The organism is Pandoraea morbifera (assembly GCF_902459575.1).
GTDB classification, from domain to species: Bacteria; Pseudomonadota; Gammaproteobacteria; order Burkholderiales; family Burkholderiaceae; genus Pandoraea; species Pandoraea morbifera.
Genome location: NZ_CABPSD010000009.1, coordinates 20,267 through 37,007, shown reverse-complemented (window position 1 = coordinate 37,007; position 16,741 = coordinate 20,267). Strand labels below are relative to the sequence as shown.

General features: G+C 68.3%; 9 protein-coding genes. 4 read left to right on the top strand and 5 right to left on the bottom strand.

Going from position 1 to position 16,741, the window contains the following annotated elements:
* Nucleotides 1–26 precede the first annotated feature (26 nt).
* From PMO31116_RS15430 to hrcA, 4 genes are all read right to left on the bottom strand, one after another.
* Nucleotides 27–422, bottom strand: coding sequence for an RNA-binding S4 domain-containing protein (locus PMO31116_RS15430; RefSeq protein WP_023872150.1), 396 nt, complete (start codon nt 420–422; stop codon nt 27–29).
* Between the two features lie 2 nt (nt 423–424).
* Nucleotides 425–1,615, bottom strand: coding sequence for a ferrochelatase (gene hemH / locus PMO31116_RS15425; protein WP_150567504.1), 1,191 nt, complete (start codon nt 1,613–1,615; stop codon nt 425–427).
* Nucleotides 1,616–1,713: 98 nt separating this feature from the next.
* Nucleotides 1,714–4,212, bottom strand: coding sequence for a DUF6600 domain-containing protein (locus tag PMO31116_RS15420; protein ID WP_150567503.1), 2,499 nt, complete (start codon nt 4,210–4,212; stop codon nt 1,714–1,716).
* A 320-nt stretch (nt 4,213–4,532) separates the two neighbouring features.
* Complete coding sequence (gene hrcA, locus PMO31116_RS15415; RefSeq protein WP_150567502.1) at nt 4,533–5,561, bottom strand: heat-inducible transcriptional repressor HrcA; 1,029 nt, start codon at nt 5,559–5,561, stop codon at nt 4,533–4,535.
* 117 nt (nt 5,562–5,678) lie between these two features.
* Here hrcA and PMO31116_RS15410 point away from each other — a divergent pair, with 117 nt between their 5' ends.
* Together PMO31116_RS15410 and recN are read left to right on the top strand one after the other, a co-directional pair.
* Nucleotides 5,679–6,587, top strand: coding sequence for an NAD kinase (locus PMO31116_RS15410; RefSeq protein ID WP_150567501.1), 909 nt, complete (start codon nt 5,679–5,681; stop codon nt 6,585–6,587).
* A gap of 22 nt (nt 6,588–6,609) precedes the next feature.
* The gene (gene recN / locus PMO31116_RS15405) at nt 6,610–8,274 is read left to right on the top strand and encodes a DNA repair protein RecN (RefSeq protein WP_150567500.1); all 1,665 of its coding nucleotides are present in this window, start codon (nt 6,610–6,612) and stop codon (nt 8,272–8,274) included.
* A gap of 73 nt (nt 8,275–8,347) precedes the next feature.
* Here the strand turns inward: recN and glnE are convergent, their stop codons facing one another.
* The gene (glnE, locus tag PMO31116_RS15400; protein WP_246185332.1) at nt 8,348–11,167 is read right to left on the bottom strand and encodes a bifunctional [glutamate--ammonia ligase]-adenylyl-L-tyrosine phosphorylase/[glutamate--ammonia-ligase] adenylyltransferase; all 2,820 of its coding nucleotides are present in this window, start codon (nt 11,165–11,167) and stop codon (nt 8,348–8,350) included.
* Nucleotides 11,168–11,397: 230 nt separating this feature from the next.
* Here glnE and PMO31116_RS15395 point away from each other — a divergent pair, with 230 nt between their 5' ends.
* Both PMO31116_RS15395 and PMO31116_RS15390 read left to right on the top strand, forming a co-directional pair.
* Nucleotides 11,398–15,783, top strand: a complete 4,386-nt coding sequence (locus tag PMO31116_RS15395; protein WP_150567498.1) for a YhdP family phospholipid transporter — start codon at nt 11,398–11,400, stop codon at nt 15,781–15,783.
* A 62-nt stretch (nt 15,784–15,845) separates the two neighbouring features.
* A complete protein-coding gene (locus PMO31116_RS15390; protein WP_150567497.1) occupies nt 15,846–16,700 on the top strand; it encodes a carbon-nitrogen hydrolase family protein in 855 nt (284 codons plus the stop codon).
* Nucleotides 16,701–16,741: the final 41 nt, after the last annotated feature.

The window sequence follows — 16,741 nt, the reverse complement described above, 5'->3', positions numbered from 1 at the left end:
CGGATCCGCCGGATCGCGACGCTACGCTATTCGCCGATACCGCCCAGCCGGCGACGATCGCGCTTGGTTGGCCGGCCGTGCATCTGCGCGGCCGGCTCCTGAAACAGGCGTCGGCGCTCACTCTCATCAGCTCGAGCGCGAATACTGGCTTCCGTTTCCTCGTAGAGCGACTGTGCGACCGGCGCCGAGCCGCGAACCTCTGCGATGGCCTTGACCCGCACTTCCCACTTCGTGCTGCCGTTGTCCACTGTCACGACATCGCCCGGGCGCACGTCACGCGCCGGTTTGACGCGCGCTTCGTTGCACAGCACGCGCCCGCGGTCGACTGCCTGCGTGGCGAGCGAGCGCGTCTTGAAGAAACGGGCGGCCCACAGCCATTTATCGATGCGCGTTGCGGCATGCGGCGAATCGTCGACCTTGATCGTCACGTGCGAGCTCCCGGCGCCGTCGGCTCCACCGCCTGCGCGGCAGCGGCAGCCGCCGCGGCATTGGCCGAGTCAAATGCGGCAACCGCGGCAACCTGTCGCTGACGTGTCGATGCGGCCGCCGCGGCGGCCGCATCGGCCACGCCTTCCGGCGTGAGCACCGGCCACCCCTGCAAGTGGCGCGCAGCGATCTCGCCGAGCGCCGTGATCCAGGCGCTCGCACCGTTCAGGCACGGAATGAAATGGAACGCCTTGCCGCCGGCCGAAAGATAGGCGTGACGGCCTTCCATATTGATTTCTTCCAGCGTTTCCAGACAGTCCGAAGTGAAGCCCGGGCAGAAGACATCCACACGCGGCGTGCCGCCCCGGCCGAGTTCCTCCAGGGTGGGCGCCGTGTAGGGCTGAAGCCATTCGGCCTTGCCGAAACGGGACTGGAACGTGAGGCGGCAGGTGGTCTCGTCGAGGCCGAGCGCGGCAGCCAGCAGGCGTGCCGTTTTCACGCATTGGTCGTGGTACGGATCCCCCAGGTCGAGCGTGCGGCGTGGCACGCCGTGGAAGCTCAGCAGCAGTCGCTCGCCCGCCGCGAAGTCGGGCCGGCCGTGCTGCTGCCAGTAACCTTCGACCTGCTGGCGCAGGGCCTCGATGTATGCGGGATGGTCGTGATAGTCACGCACAGTCCGCACGTCGGGCTGATTTCGCAGCCGCCCGAGCACACGAAACACGGCGTCGGTGGCGGTCGCGGTCGTACTGCTCGAATACTGTGGATACAACGGCAGCAGCAGAATCCGCTCGACGCCGTTTTGCCGCAGCGCGCGAATGCGATCCGCGATCGACGGATTGCCATAGCGCATCGCGTAATCGACGACGACGTCGTAATCGTTGGCATGCAGCAGGCCGCGCAAGGCATTGGTCTGCTGCTCGGTGTTGACCTTGAGTGGCGAGCCTTCGCGTGTCCACACGGTCGCGTACTTCTGCGCCGACTGGCGCGAGCGCAACGGCAGGATCACCAGCCGCAGCAACGGTTGCCAGACGAAGGAAGGAATCTCCACGACACGCGGATCCGACAGGAACTCGCGCAAATAACGGCGCACGGCCGCCGGCCGTGGCTCATCGGGGGTGCCGAGGTTGATCAGCAGGACGGCCGTCTTTCCGGACGGACCGTGCGAAATGGGTTCTGGATCGAAGCGCATGAAGCGTACTTTACCGCAAACCCAGGACAAATCCGGCAGCGCTTTGCGCGCCCGCCCCGCGTCGGGGAAATCGACGCAGGGCGACGTCATTCCGGCACTCAGCCGTGCGAGTGCTCGCCTTCGCGCGGCGACCGATGCGCCGACGCGGCGTGCTCGCTCTCATGCGACGGCGCACGTGCGCCCTCCGGGCGTCCTTCGCGCGGCGCAGGCTGCGGATGTGCACGCTCCTGCGGCTGCGGATGAGGCGCGGCTTGCGGCTGGGGTTGCGGTTGAGGTTGGGAACGCGGCGCCTGCGGCCGTTCCTGCGCATGCGCCTGCCGCTGCGGCTCGGGTCGCGGTGCGATCTGCGGCTCAGGACGCGGTTGCCCGCGCTCCATCGGCGCCTGCACACGCGGCTGCGGCGACATCTGGGGTTGGGGTTGGGGCTGCGGCTGGCCGTGCGACTGCCACTGCTGGGGCTGCCGCGTCGGCTCGGCGGCTTCGGGGCGCGCACGCTGTGACATCTCGGGCGCGCCAGGTGCATTCAGCGCACCGGGCGTCCGATGCAGGTCAGGCGAGCCCTGCGGCATCGAACGACGCATCTGCATCTCCCGCTGCGCGGCGTCGTGCCCGGGCTGCGGCACCGCCTGCGGCGCCTCGCCCCGGCCCGCCGGCTGTCCTGCCACGCCCGTCTCACCGATCGCTCCGGGCGGATGCGGCACGCCGGACGGCGCCGGCTGTCCCGGGCGATACGGAGACCCGCCATATACGCCATGAGCGGGAACGCCTGGCTCGCCCGGGGCTCCAGGCGTTCCCGGTGCTCCCGGTGCTCTCGGGCCAGCCGGCTGCCCCGGCACGCCCGTTCGACCGGGAACGCCCGGAGCGCCATATCGAGGCGGCAGGGCGCTGGTGGACGGGTGAGCCCCCTGCGCAGGCGCCGAACCGGTCGCACCGAGCGCCGGCTGTGCGGGCGTTGGCCCATTCACACCGATCGGTGCCCCGACAGGCCCGTGCGTGCCGACCACCGTCACACGAGGCTGTACGCGTCCCGGTGCACTCGGTGAAGTCGTCGCGCCCCGCTGCGCCTGCGGCGTATCCGGGCCGAAATGCAATGGCGCGCCGCCGGCGTTCGGCACGGGATGCAGTTGGCTCGTGAGTTCTCGCGACGGCATCGTGCGCGCCACCGGCGCGCGCGTGGCCAGCACCGCGCGATTGAACACGCCGGCAGGCGGCGCGCCCGCTGCAGGACGGCTGTTACCGAACACACTCCGCTGAACCGGCGCGACGCCGGGCGTATTCCCCACGTGCCATCCCGCCGCCTGGCCCGGCGCGTTGCGCGGCGGCATCGCCAGGGCGGCGGGGGCGCCGACCGGACGTCCCTGCACGAAGGCCGGCGCGGGCATCGTCGAGATCGCGCCGCGCACGTTGCGGTTCACGTAGATGTTGTTGATGTTCGTGATGTTGGTGGTGCGTATCACCGTCGTGCGATTGATGTTCGTGATGTACGCGGAACTGGCGTGATACGCCGGTCGGTAGACGTCGTGCGGCCCCAGTGCGAACCACGCAAGTCCCACGCCGCCCGCGGCGAACGCGACACCCCAGGCGTTCCCGCCGCTGCTGCCGCTGCCGCCGTTGACCCAGCCAACGAGCGCCGGCGCGTACACGGGACGCACGGCGACCGGTCCCGGCACCCAGCACCAGCGGGCATCGACGTACGCCCACCGGCCGTAGTGATACGGCGCGAAGCCCCAGGGTGCATCGTCGACCCAGGTCCATCCCCACGGATCGACCCAGGTCCAGTGCCCCGTGCGGTAAGGCGCCCAGCCCGTCGGCACGTCCGAGGGCACCCATACCGCGCCGTAGTCCGGCGTTTCCTGCCAGGTGCCGTAATCGTCGAGACTCTCGTAGCCGGTCATGTCGCGCGACACGTAGCGGGCGGACACGGAGGCATCTTCCCGGGCGTCGAGCTGTCGCACCCACTGATCGAACGCATCCGCGCTCGACGGCCCGGTCGGCTGCTGCGTCAGATTCTGCCCCACGAACGCCACCCGCTGGCCCTGCCGCAACGGCACCGACGCGCCCTGCCCGTACACCGTGGCCGCACCACGCGACACGCTCACGGTCGTCACGCCGCCGGGATCGACGTCGAGGCGGTACTCGCCGGCCTGCTGGGGGACGAAAGCGAGGTTCGGCGTGTCGATTTCGTAGGGCTGGTTCGGGTCATAGCCGCGAAGTCGCAGCCCGATCGTGCCCTGCGTTACGTTCAGTTGCACATTCTGGTCGGTGACCGCCGAGAGCGCGACGCTCGTCGAGGCCCCCAGGCGCACCGCCGCGCCGCCCACGCGCATTTCCGCGCGGCTGTTGCGGTCGACCCAGACGGCGTCGCCCGTGGTGAGCGGACGGTTGCGCTCGGCGTAGCGCCAGTCTCCCGTGCCGCTTGGCGAGAAGGTCACGGTGCCGTCGAATTGGCTCAGACGCGCCACGCGCCCGGGGGGGTCCGCGCTTTGTGCCTGCGCGAAGGCGGGCATGCCCGCTACGCCAAGCGCCCCGAGCGCCAGCCCAACGCCGACGACGCCGAGATGGCGGACCGCGGTCCGCCAGGAAATCAGGGGGTTCATAAAGACTCCGAGGCCCTTCGGGCAACGCGCCGACCAATGGTGCCGGCGTGCCGCCTTCGTTCTTCTGTCCGAATCCTTCGGCGAACCTGACACCCGCCATTCCGGGGACTTCGCCGCAAGTGACACTTCGAGCGTAAGCCCGTCGTGTGTGACAGCGTGTAAAGGAATGCTACGGGCGTGTAACCGGAAGCCCCGCTCGGCCGGACCGCGCCCTATCGGGTGGCGGGCAACGGGCAGCGGGCGGCCGCGCCAGGGCGTCGACCGACGGATGGCGCGCATGCGCCTGGGCCAGGCGACCCAGGCGACGCGCCGCGGGCACGTCAATGCTGGCTGAGCGCGTTGGACAGGAGCTTGGCGGTGATGTCGACGATCGGAATCACGCGCTCGTACGCCATGCGCGTCGGCCCGATCACGCCCAGCGTGCCGACGACCTCGCCATCGACCTCGTAAGGCGCCGTAACGACTGACATCTCCTCGAGCGGCACCAGATGCGACTCGCCGCCGATGAAGATCTGCACCCCCGAGGCGCGGCTCGACACGTCGAGCAACTGCAGCAGACCGGTCTTGGACTCGAATACGTCGAAGAGCTTGCGAAGCCGCTCCATGTTCGACGACAGGTCCTCCACACCCAGCAGATTGCGCTCGCCAGAAATCAGCACGCTCTCTCGACTGGTGTCGGCCATGGCGTCGCTGCCCGCCTGCACCGCCGCCTGCATCAGCGCGCTCATGTCGGAACGCAAGGCGTCGAGTTCGCCGCGCAAGCAGGCGCGCACCTCATCGAAACTGTGACCGCCGAAATTGGCGTTCAGGTAGTTCGCCGCCTCGACCAGTTGCGCCGGGGAATAATCCTTTTCGGTCAGGATGATGCGGTTCTGCACGTCGCCATCGGGCGTGACGATGATGAGCAGCACGCGCTTTTCGGACAACCGCAGGAATTCGATCTGCCGGAACGTCTGGGTACGCCGCGGTGTCAGGACCACCCCGGCGAACTGCGACAGATTCGAGAGCACCTCGGCGGCGGAGGCGACCAGCTGTTGCGGCCCGGCCGGTTGCAGACGGTTCTGCACCTGCGACGCGAGCTGGTTCACGGCATCCTCGAGCGGACGCACCGAGAGGATCGTGTCGACGAACAGGCGATAGGCACGGGGCGTGGGCACCCGCCCGGCCGACGTATGCGGACTGGCCACGAAGCCCAGGGCTTCCAGATCGGCCATGACGTTGCGGATCGTCGCCGGGGAGAGGTCGAGCCCCGAGTATCGGGAAAGCGTGCGCGAGCCGACCGGCTGGCCATCCGCGATGTACCGTTCGATCAGGGTTTTGAGAAGCGTTTGCGCACGTTGATCTAGCATGGCAAAAATTGTAACGCGAAATATGCATACGCGGCGTGCGGCAAACCCCGAGGCGGAAACCGCCGCAGGCCTTGCGTGCCGATGGTTGCTGTCATCGACTTATGGTGTAATGGCGGCATGAAAACTGGGAGCCCCTTCAAGACCGTGGCGCTCGTCGGGAAATATCATGCCGACGGCGTTGCCGAACCCCTGCTCACGCTCGCGGCATGCATCGCCCAGCGCGGGCACCACGTCGTATTCGAGCGCGACACGGCGCACACCATCGGTGCGGCCGCCGATCCTTATGGAACCCTCGACATCCAGGAAATCGCCACGCAGGCCGACGTGGCGGTGGTCGTTGGCGGCGACGGGACGATGCTCGGCATCGGCCGTCAGCTCGCGGCGTCAAAGGTACCGCTCATCGGCGTGAACCACGGGCGCGTCGGTTTCATCACCGATATTCCGCTCGACGAGATGCGCCAGGTCGTGCCGGCCATGCTGGAAGGTCACTTCGAAGCAGAGCAGCGCACACTGCTGGCCGCGCGCATCGAGCGCGAAGGCAAGACGCTTTACGAAACGCTGGCATTCAACGACGTGGTCGTCAATCGCTCCGGCATCTCCGGCATGGTCGAACTGCGCGTGGACGTGGACGGCCGCTTCATGTACAAGCAGCGCTCGGACGGCCTGATCGTGGCCACCCCGACCGGCTCGACGGCCTATGCACTCTCGGCGAGCGGGCCGATCCTGCATCCGCGTCTGGGCGGCGTGGTGCTCGTGCCGATCGCACCGCACGCCTTGTCGAATCGCCCCATCGTGCTGCCGGACTCGAGCGACATCGTCATCACGATCACCGGCGGACGCGAGGTCGGCGCCAACTTCGACATGCAGTCGTTTGCCGAACTGCGGCAGGGCGACCAGATTCTGGTGGGTCGCTCCGAGCATCAGGTGACGTTCCTGCATCCGGTCGGCTACAACTATTACGCCACGCTGCGCCGCAAGCTGCACTGGAACGAGCATATCTCCGACGAAGATACGCCGCAGAACTGACTCCACGCCTCATCGATATCCCATGCTACGCAGTCTCTCGATTCGCGATTTCGTAATCGTCGATCGTCTCGACCTGGAATTCTCCGCCGGTTTCACCGTGTTCTCGGGGGAGACCGGCGCGGGCAAATCGATCCTGATCGACGCGCTGGCCCTGGCCATGGGCGAGCGCGGCGACGCCAGCATGGTGCGCACCGGGCAAACGCGCGCCGACATCACCGCGGAGTTTGCCGCCGATGCCGAAGCGCGCCCGGATCTCGAAGCCTGGCTGCAGGCGCAGGCGCTCACGCTCGAAGAGCATGGCGGCGTGCTGCTGCGCCGTGTGCTCGATTCCGGCGGCCGCTCGCGCGCCTTCATCAACGGCACGCCCGCCACGCTCGCGCAGCTCCGCGAGCTCGGCGAAATGCTCGTCGACATCCATGGCCAGCATGCGCACCAGCAACTGCTGCGCCCCGACGCCCAGCGTCGGCTGCTCGACTCGCACGCCGGCGCCACCGCGCTGGCCGCCGACACCGCCGCCGCGCACAAGGAGTGGCGCCGTCTCGTCAAGCGTTGCGAGGAAGCCCACGGACGCGACCGCGAGTTGCAACTCGAACGCGAGCGCCTCGAATGGCAAACGTCCGAACTGGACAAGCTCAATCCGCAGGAAGGCGAGTGGGACGAGGTGAGCGCCGAACATCGGCGTCTGTCGCACGCCGCAAGCCTCATCAACGGCGTGCAGGGCGCACTCGACGCGCTTGCCGAAGCCGACGGCGCCATCGTCCCGTCGCTGGGCCACGTGGTGCATCAGATCCGCGAACTGGCCGAGATCGACGCCGGACTCGCCGACACGCTCGCCGCGCTCGAGCCCGCCGAGATCCAGCTTCGCGAGGCGGTGCATTCGCTCACGCACTACGCGCAGCGCATCGATCTCGATCCGGAACGGCTCGCGGTGGTCGAACAACGTCTGGACGCCTTGCATTCGGCCGCGCGCAAATTCCGCGTTACGCCGGAACAATTGCCCGCCGAACACGCCGGGCGCCGGGCGCAGCTCGCCGAACTGACCGCGTCGCAGGACATGGCCGCGATGCAGGCCGCCGCCGACGCCGCGCAGGCGACCTATCTGAAGCTGGCAAAGACGTTGTCCCGGGAACGCGCCAGGGCGGCGGCGTCGCTCGCGCGGGAAGTGACGCGCGCGATGCAGGATCTGTCGATGCCGGGCGGACGCTTCGAAGTCGCGCTCAGCCCCACGACAGAGCCGCAGTCGTTTGGCATGGAGACAGTGGAATTCCTGGTGGCAGGCCACCCGGGTGTGCCCACCCGGCCGCTGGCGAAAGTGGCGTCGGGCGGCGAACTGGCACGCATCAGTCTCGCGTTGCAGGTGATCGCCAGCAGTGCGAGCCTCACGCCAACGTTGATTTTCGACGAGGTGGATTCCGGCATTGGCGGCGCGGTGGCCGAAGTGGTCGGCCGCCTGCTGCGCGAGCTGGGCCAGGGGCGCCAGGTGCTGTGCGTCACCCACTTGCCGCAAGTCGCCGCGCTAGGCCATCAACATCTGCGGGTGAAAAAGCGCAGTGACGGCGACACGACCATGAGCGAGATCGAACCGCTCGGACGGACCGAGCGCGTCGAGGAAATCGCGCGCATGCTGGGCGGCGTCGAGATCACGGCCACGACGCGCAAGCATGCGCGGGAAATGTTGGCGCTTTAGCGCCGCCTTGCGCGCCCCCGAGTCGCCCCGCCGGCGTCAGGCGTCACCTCGAACCGGCGGGCTCTCCCATTCGTCAGGCCGGGGCAACGGCCGAAAACACCGAATCCCAAAGCGCGATCACGGCTTCGCGTTCGGTCGCAACCTGCTCGGCCGGTACGCGCGCCGCTTCCACGCCATCGAGCCGCAGCTTGTGCTGACGCTTGCGATACGTCCGATAAGCGGCGGCCGCGCCGTCCGCGAGGTCCGCATCGATCAATCCGAGTTGCGCCGATTCGCGCAGCAGCGCGATGTTGCCGGCATTGCGCAACAGCGCCGGATGCGCCCCCGAGTGCAGCAGCACCAGGTACTGCACGGTGAACTCGATGTCGACCATACCGCCACGATCGTGCTTCAGATCGAAGAGTTGTGTCGGGTTCGGGTGCCCTTCCGTCACCTTGCGGCGCATGGCCACGATTTCCTGCGCGAGCGGTAGCGCTTCGCGCGGCGTGGCGAGCACCTGCGCGCGGATGCGCTCGAACGCGGCGCCGATGTCCTCGTCGCCCGCGCAGAAACGCGCGCGGGTGAGCGCCTGATGCTCCCACACCCACGCCGTATTCGCGTTGCCTTCGCGGAACTGGTACTGCCGGAAACTCTCGAGACTCGTCACCAACAGGCCCGACAGGCCATTCGGGCGCAAACGCAAATCCACGTCGAACAGCATGCCGGCGCCGGTGTGCGTGGTGAGCCAGGTGACAAAGCGACGGGCGAGCGCCGCGTAAGCGTCGGGCGCGCGCTCGTCGTCATCGTCATAAAGGAAGATCAGGTCCAGGTCGGACGCATAGCCCAGTTCCTTGCCGCCGAGCTTGCCGTACGCGATCACCGAGAAGCGAGGCACTTCGCGATGGCGCGTGGCCACGTGCGGCCAGACGGTGGCGATGGTCACGTCGACGATGATGTCGGCCAGCTCCGAGAGCCGGTCGCCGATGGCCTCCACCGACAGCGTGCCCTGCAGATCCAGCAACAGAATTCGGAAAACCTCGGCGTGGTGCGCGCGCCGCAGAATGTCCATCTGCACTTCGACATTGCCCGCGGCGCCCGAGGCGTTCAGGCTCAGCAACAGTTGCGTCTTGAACGACGGCCAGTCGAACGGCGCGGCGAGCGCCTCGTCGTCGAGCAACTCATCGAGCAATTGCGGGTGGCTGATCAGATACCCCGCCGCCCATCGCGACCCCGCCAGCACCTTGACCACACGCTCGAGCGCGCGCGGATACTCCGTGAGCAGCGCCAGATAGGAACTGCGACGACTGATGGTCGAGAGCAGATCGAGCATGCGGGCGAGCACGGCGTCGGCCTCGCCCGTGCCCGCCGCGCCCTGCACCGCACGCTGCACCAGCTGGTCGAAGCGCCGCCGGCTGGTCTCGCCGAGCGCCTTGTAGCGCGACGACGTCCACACCGCGCGCAGTCGGTCGAGCGCACCGGGAGCATCGGCAAAGCCGAGTTGCGTGAGCTGGTTGCCGAGGTCACCCGTCTGCGCCTCGTCGGCCAGGCACTCGCTCCAGAGTTCCGGCGGGCAACTGCAGTCGCCGCCGGACGACGCCCCCTTGCGCCCGCCTGTGCCGGCCTTGTCCTTGTCGGCGAAAATCTCGTCGAACTGCGCCGCCACCAATTCGCGATGCTCGTCGAGCACCGTCATGAACGTGGCTTCGTCGGGAAAGCCCATGGCGCGGGCCACCGCCAGGCGGTCCTCGCCGGCGGCCGGCAGGACGTGCGTCTGTGCATCGTCCAGATACTGGATACGGTGTTCGAGCTTGCGCAGGAATACGTAGGCGTTGGCAAGTTCGTCGGCCACGTGCTGCGCCAGCCAGCCCCGACGCGCCGCCACGCCCAGCACCGACAGCGTCGGCCGCACGCGCAGCTCCGGCTCCTGTCCGCCACGAATCAACTGGAACACCTGCGCCGAGAATTCGATTTCGCGAATCCCGCCGCGCCCGAGCTTGATGTCGTTGATGCGCGCCGGCTTCGCGCGCGCTCGACGCTCCGCCTCGTGCCGAATCTGTTCGTGCAGCGCGCGAATCGCCCCGATCACGCCGTAATCGAGATAGCGACGGAAGACGAACGGCTGCACCAGCGACGACAGCAGACGCTCGACGCGGCGTCCCGGTTCGCTCGCGACCTCGGACACCAGTCGCCCCTTGATCCAGGCATAGCGCTCCCACTCCCGCCCCTGCACATAGAAATACTCCTCGAGCATCGGCAGGCTGCACACGAGCGGCCCGGAATCGCCGTTCGGACGCAGACGCATGTCCACGCGGAACACATAGCCATCCGGCGTGAGCTCCGAGATCATGCCGATCAGCTTGCGGCCGAGCTTGGTAAAGAATTCGTGGTTCGACAGCAGGCGCAGGCGGCCGGCGACGGCCGGATCGGCGTCGTCCGGCGCGGACGTCTCGCCGTCGTCCTCGTAAAGGAAGATCAGGTCGATGTCGGACGATACGTTCAGTTCGCGCCCACCGAGCTTGCCCATGCCCACCACGCCGAGCGTCTGGCGCTCTCCCTCGGCATTGCGCGGCACGCCATGGATCGCCTCGAGCTCGCGCGAGAGCACCGCGATACCCGCCTGCACGGCGAACTCGGCCAGCGCCGTCATCGCCTCGGTCACCTCGGCGAGTTCCGCGCGTCCGTCCAGATCGCGCTGCATGACCGCGCAGATCGCCTCGGCGCGCAACACGCGCAGCGCACGGGCCAACCCCGCTTCGTCGAGTCCCGAGGCACCGGCGACGCCCGAGGGCTGATCGGGTGGCGAGAGCACCGTGCCGGTGATCGCCTCGAAGCGATGCGCCAGCCAGCGGGCGTCGACCGGATGCTCGGCCAGGGTGGGCAGCGCCTCGGCAAGCGCGGGCCGACTCGCGAGCATGCGCGCGGCGTAACGCGAGTAGGACGTGATTTCGATCGGATATTCGGGTGAACTCACTGGCGGGGTTCCGGTCTGCAATGAGAATGAAGAGACGCTCGCATGCTTACCCTGGCGTGATGAAACGCCGGATCACACGTCTGTTTCTCCTACGGCCGGGCCGTCGAACGGCCTTGGGCTTGTGTTACAGTCTTTGCCACAGAAACTACCACATTCCCTCGTAGACGCGCAGCATGACCGACCGTAAGCCGCCCGCCTCGCCCACTGCGACCCGGTCCTGGTTCTCGTCACTGCCGCGTGGCTTGCGCCTGGGGCTGGAATGGCTGCTCGCGCTCGTCGTTGTCGCCTACTTCGGCCTCGGCGCCATCATCCTCGCGACCCGGTACGTGATTCTTCCGCGCGTGGCGGATTACCGTCCGCAAATCGAAGCGGCGGCCACGCGCGCCATCGGCCTGCCGGTGACCATCGGCCGTATCGACGCCGTCTGGCGTGGCTGGCACCCTTATCTCACCCTGCAAGACGTGCGCATCACGCGCACCGCCGCGAGTCCGCCGCCCAAGGCGTCGCGCATCGCGCGCGTCGTCAAGCCGGCGGCGTCAGCGGCATCAACTGCATCGGCTGCTTCGGCGGCATCAGTGGCATCGGCCTCCGCCGCTCCGGATAATCCCCCGGTGGCCTTCGCGCCACCCGGCGCGCCGCCCCCGGTCGAGCCGAGCCTCACCCTGAACCGGCTCGACGCCGTGCTCTCGTGGACCAGCCTGATCCACTTCGATCTGCGCCTGTCGAACCTCACGTTGTACGAACCGGACCTGACGATCGAGCGTCTCGTCGACGGCGCCATTCTCGTCGCGGGCATTCCCGTCGCCGGCAACGGCAACACCGCGGACACGCGCGCCGGCGACTGGCTGATGCGCCAGGCACGGGTCGTCATCCGCAATGGCACGGTGCGCTGGCGCGACGCCACGCGCGACGTGCCGGAAGTCGTCGTCACGCACATGAACGCCATGCTGCGCAATCGCGGCTTCGAGCATCGCTTCGGCATGCAGGCGAACCCGCCGGCGGGCATCGTCGCGCCGCTCGACATTCGAGCGCGCTTCACCAATCCGCTCTTCGCGCGTCCCGGCGAAGTCAGGCGCTGGCGCGGCCAGGTGTACGGTGAAATCGGCACGCTCGACTTGACGGAACTCGCGCGTTACGTCGAATTGCCGGGCAAGCATCCGCACGGACGTCTGGCCGCCCGGGCGTGGGTCGACTTCGACAGCGGCGCGATCACCGGTGCGACACTGCGCGCCGCCGGAGCGAACACCTCGGTGCAGTTGGCCGACGACCTTGCGCCGCTGACGTTCGACGCCACGCAGGGGCGCATCGACCTGACCCGGGCCGGCCCCAGGCCCGACGCCGGATGGAACCTGCGCGCGCGCGATCTGACACTGCAAGCCGCCGGCCGCCCGACGCTGGACGTGCCCGACCTGCGGGCCAGCTACGCCCCGGGCACCGCCGACCAGGGACTGCACGTCGCGGTCTCGGGTCAACGCCTCGACATCGGCGCCGCCATGGCGATCATTCCGTCGATGCCGGTCGATGCGCAAACGCGCGATACGTTGGCGAGTTTCCGTCCACGCGGGCGTCTCGCGAAGTTCGACATCAGCTATCAGGCCCCCAAGCCGCACGGTCCAGGCAACTGGCGCGATCTGCCCGGCATCAAGCAACTGCCGCCCGAGCGCGATCGCTACCGTGTCGTCGCCGATTTCGAAGGCCTCGGCATCGAGAGCCAGCCGAGTCAGGCCGCGCCCAGACCCGGTTCGCCTAACGCCGGCCGGCCCGGCTTCGCCAACCTCAGCGGGCATGTGGACGCCGACCAGTCGCGTGGCAGTCTGACGCTCAACAGCCGCAACGCCGTCCTCGATTTCCCCGGCCGCTTCGATCAGCCTCGCATCGACCTCGACACGCTCACGGCGCGCAGCGCCTGGCGCGTCTCGCATTCGGCGACCCGGCGCGACGCGCCCGCGGACGTGCGGGTGCGCGTCGACGCTTTGCACCTGCAAAACGCCGAACTGGCCGGCGACGTAAGCGGCACCTGGCGCAACGGCGGCAAGGGCAATGGCATCGTCGACCTGAAAGGCACCGTGGCGCGCGTGAACGCGGCGTCGGTGCCGCGCTATCTGCCCACGGACATCGGCGCGAGCGTGCGCGACTATCTGCAACGCGCCCTGCTTGCGGGCACGGTGCAGAATGCGCCGTTCGCGGTGCAGGGCGATCTGGACGATTTCCCGTACGGCACGGGGGGCGGCAAGTTCCGCATCGACATTCCGCTCGCCGACGTGACCTTCAACCCGTCGCCGCTGCGCACAGGCCATACGGAAGTCTGGCCGGCGTTCGAGAAGGTTCGCGGCAACCTGCGCTTCGACGCGGACAAGCTGCACATCGCGATCGACAGCGGCGCGGTCTATGGCGTGACACTCACGCAGGTGCAGGGCGACATCAACAATATCGGCCAGGACGACTCGACGCTCACGCTCAAGGGTGACGCGCGCGGCCCGGCCGCAGACTTCGTGAAGTACCTGAACAACAGCCCGGTCGGCCACTGGATCGGCGACTTCACCGACGAGACACGCGCGAGCGGCACCACGCAGCTCGCCATGCAGGTGTCGATGCCCCTCGACCATACCGACCGGTCCAGGGTCACCGGGCGGGCGCGCTTCCTGCGCAACGACGTCACGCTACTGAGCGGCCTGCCGACCTTCGGCGCGGTGGACGGCGAACTCGCGTTCACCGAACGCGGCATTTCGCTGGACAATCTGCGCGGCACATTCCTCGGCGGCGACGTGCGCGCTTCGGGCGGCAGTCGCAACGACGGCACGATCGCGCTGAACATCAACGGCACGATGAGCGCGCAGGGGCTGCGCGAGAACCGCGAGAACGCGTCGCTCGCGCAACTTGCCAGGCGCATGACCGGCAGCACGCCCTATTCGGCGACGGTCACCGTGCGGCAAGGCATGACCGACGTGGCGGTGCAGTCCACGCTCGCGGGACTCGCATTGAATCTGCCCGCGCCGCTGGGCAAGAGCGCCGAGACCGCGCTGCCGGCACGCTTCACGCTGCGGCCCCAGCCCAATCCGGGCGGGCGTCGCATCGATACGCTCGACATCTCCATCGGCAGCGTCCAGGCGAGCTACGTGCAACAACGCAACGGCGCGCGCGTCGACGTATTGCGCGGCGGCATCGGCATCAACCAGCCGGTGCCGGCGCCGCGCGAGGGCGTGCAGGCCGCCGCCCAGTTCGACACGCTCGACGTGGACGCCTGGCGCGGGGTGATCGCGTCGCTCGGCAGCGACTCGGTCACACCGGGCACCCAGGGTACGCCGCCGGCCCCTGCGGCCACGGCCGCGGCGGCGCGCGACGAATTCGGCGCCCTCACCCCGTATGTGCCCACGCGTCTGGCGCTTCACGCAAAGCAAGTGCGCCTGATGTCGCGACTGTGGCCGGAGTTGGTGGTCGGCGCACAGCGCAACGACCGCGACTGGCAGGTCAGTCTCGCGTCCGATCTGGTGTCCGGCTTCGCGGAATGGAAGGCGCCCGACCAGAAGAACCCGTCGGGCGAGATCCGCGCGCGGCTCGCCAAGCTCGTGATTCCGCGCGAGGAGCACGGCAGCGACGTGCTCACACAGGTCCTGGACGAGCCGAGCGACGAGTTCCCCGCCATCGACGTGGTGGCCAACGATTTCGTGCTGCGCGACAAGCCGCTGGGCCGGCTGCAACTCAACGCCCACAACGACGTCGAGGACGGCGTGCCCGTGTGGCAGTTGACCAAGCTGGAGCTGAGCAACGACGCCGCCACGCTCGATATCAAGGGCAACTGGCGGACCTCGCGCCGCCGGGCGGCGGTCGCGGGCAGCGACGACGACGTGCCGCGCCGCACCCTGCTCGACTTCAATCTGGAGGTGAAGAACGCGGGCGGTCTGCTCGACCGGCTGGGCCTGCCCAAGACGCTCAAGGACGGCTCGGGCGTCGTCTCGGGCCGCTTCGGCTGGCGCGGCGGCCCCGACGCCATCGACTATCCGACGCTGTTCGGGCGCGTGAAGGTCGACCTGCGGCGCGGGCAGATCCTGAAAGCCGACCCGGGGCTCGCCAAGCTGCTCGGCATTCTGTCGCTGCAAACGCTGGCCAAGATCCTCACGTTCGACTTCAATAGCGTGATCGGCAGCGGCCTGCCGTTCGACAGCATCGACGGGAACGCCACGATTCAGGGCGGTGTCGCCAATACCAGCGATCTGACGATCAACGCCAACGCGGCCACCATCAAGATCGACGGACACACCGATCTGGCCCGTGAAACGCAGGACCTGAACGTGCTCGTGCTGCCGAAGATCAATGCGGCGTCGGCGTCGCTGGCGTGGGCGATCATCAACCCGGCGCTGGGCATCGGCTCGTTCTTCGCCCAACTGGCGCTCGGCGACCAACTCTCGCGCACGCTCTCCACCACCTACCACGTGACCGGCTCCTGGGACAATCCGGTCATCGGACAGGGCAGCGGCAATAAGAGTAAGATCGATGCATCCCCGGAAGCCCGGCCGGAGGCGCAAAACAATGTCCCGCCCGCCGGCGTGCGCGGCAACTGAGCGCACACCGGAGACGCTTCCCGCATACGCCACGCGCCTCGCGCGACGAATTCAGCCACGACATGACGAGTCCCGACACGCAGTCCGCCCCCCCTTCGTCCTCCGCCGCCCCGGTTCGCGTGGCGGCCGCGCAGATGGTGAGCGCGCCCGACGTCGAACGCAACCTGCAGGACGCCGGCAGCCTGGTGGCGCAAGCGGCCGATGCCGGCGCGCAACTGGTGCTGTTGCCCGAGTATTTCTGCTACATGGGCCAGCGCGATACCGACAAACTCGCCCTGCGAGAAACGCCGGGCCAGGGGCCGATTCAGGACTTCCTCGCCGAGACGGCCCGCCGGCACGGTGTCTGGCTCGTTGGCGGCACCCTGCCGCTGGCGGCGCCGGAACCCGACCGGGTGCTCAACACGACACTCGTGTTCGGGCCGGACGGGACGCAGGCCGCGCGTTACGACAAGATCCACTTGTTCAACTTCGTCAAGGGCGACGAGGCATACGACGAAGCGCGTACCATCCGACCCGGCGACGCCGTACGCACGTTTGAAGCGCCCTTTGGCCGCGTGGGGCTGTCGGTGTGCTACGACCTGCGTTTTCCCGAGTTGTACCGCGCCATGGGCGACTGTACGCTCATGGTCGTACCGGCCGCCTTCACGTACACGACGGGCCGCGCGCACTGGGAACTGTTGCTGCGCGCCCGCGCCATCGAAAACCAGTGCTACGTGCTCGCTTCCGCGCAGGGCGGTCATCACGAGAACGGACGGCGCACCTGGGGGCATTCCATGCTGATCGACCCGTGGGGCGACATCGTTGCGCAGCGCGAGGCGGAAGGCGCGGGCGTCGTCGTCGGGGACCTGGATCCGAACCGACTGACGGGCGTGCGCCAAAGCCTGCCGGCGTGGCGACATCGCGTCCTGCACGGTTGACATCGCCGAATCCGCCCCCATCTACCGAATACATTTCCTTG

What these genes read in the sequence shown, in the direction of transcription:
- PMO31116_RS15410 (WP_150567501.1), top strand. Translation starts at nt 5,679, where the DNA reads ATGAAAACTGGGAGCCCCTTCAAGACCGTGGCGCTCGTCGGGAAATAT.
- PMO31116_RS15390 (WP_150567497.1), top strand. Translation starts at nt 15,846, where the DNA reads ATGACGAGTCCCGACACGCAGTCCGCCCCCCCTTCGTCCTCCGCCGCC.
- glnE (WP_246185332.1), bottom strand. Translation starts at nt 11,167, where the DNA reads ATGCTCGCGAGTCGGCCCGCGCTTGCCGAGGCGCTGCCCACCCTGGCC.
- hemH (WP_150567504.1), bottom strand. Translation starts at nt 1,615, where the DNA reads ATGCGCTTCGATCCAGAACCCATTTCGCACGGTCCGTCCGGAAAGACG.
- PMO31116_RS15395 (WP_150567498.1), top strand. Translation starts at nt 11,398, where the DNA reads ATGACCGACCGTAAGCCGCCCGCCTCGCCCACTGCGACCCGGTCCTGG.
- recN (WP_150567500.1), top strand. Translation starts at nt 6,610, where the DNA reads ATGCTACGCAGTCTCTCGATTCGCGATTTCGTAATCGTCGATCGTCTC.
- hrcA (WP_150567502.1), bottom strand. Translation starts at nt 5,561, where the DNA reads ATGCTAGATCAACGTGCGCAAACGCTTCTCAAAACCCTGATCGAACGG.
- PMO31116_RS15420 (WP_150567503.1), bottom strand. Translation starts at nt 4,212, where the DNA reads ATGAACCCCCTGATTTCCTGGCGGACCGCGGTCCGCCATCTCGGCGTC.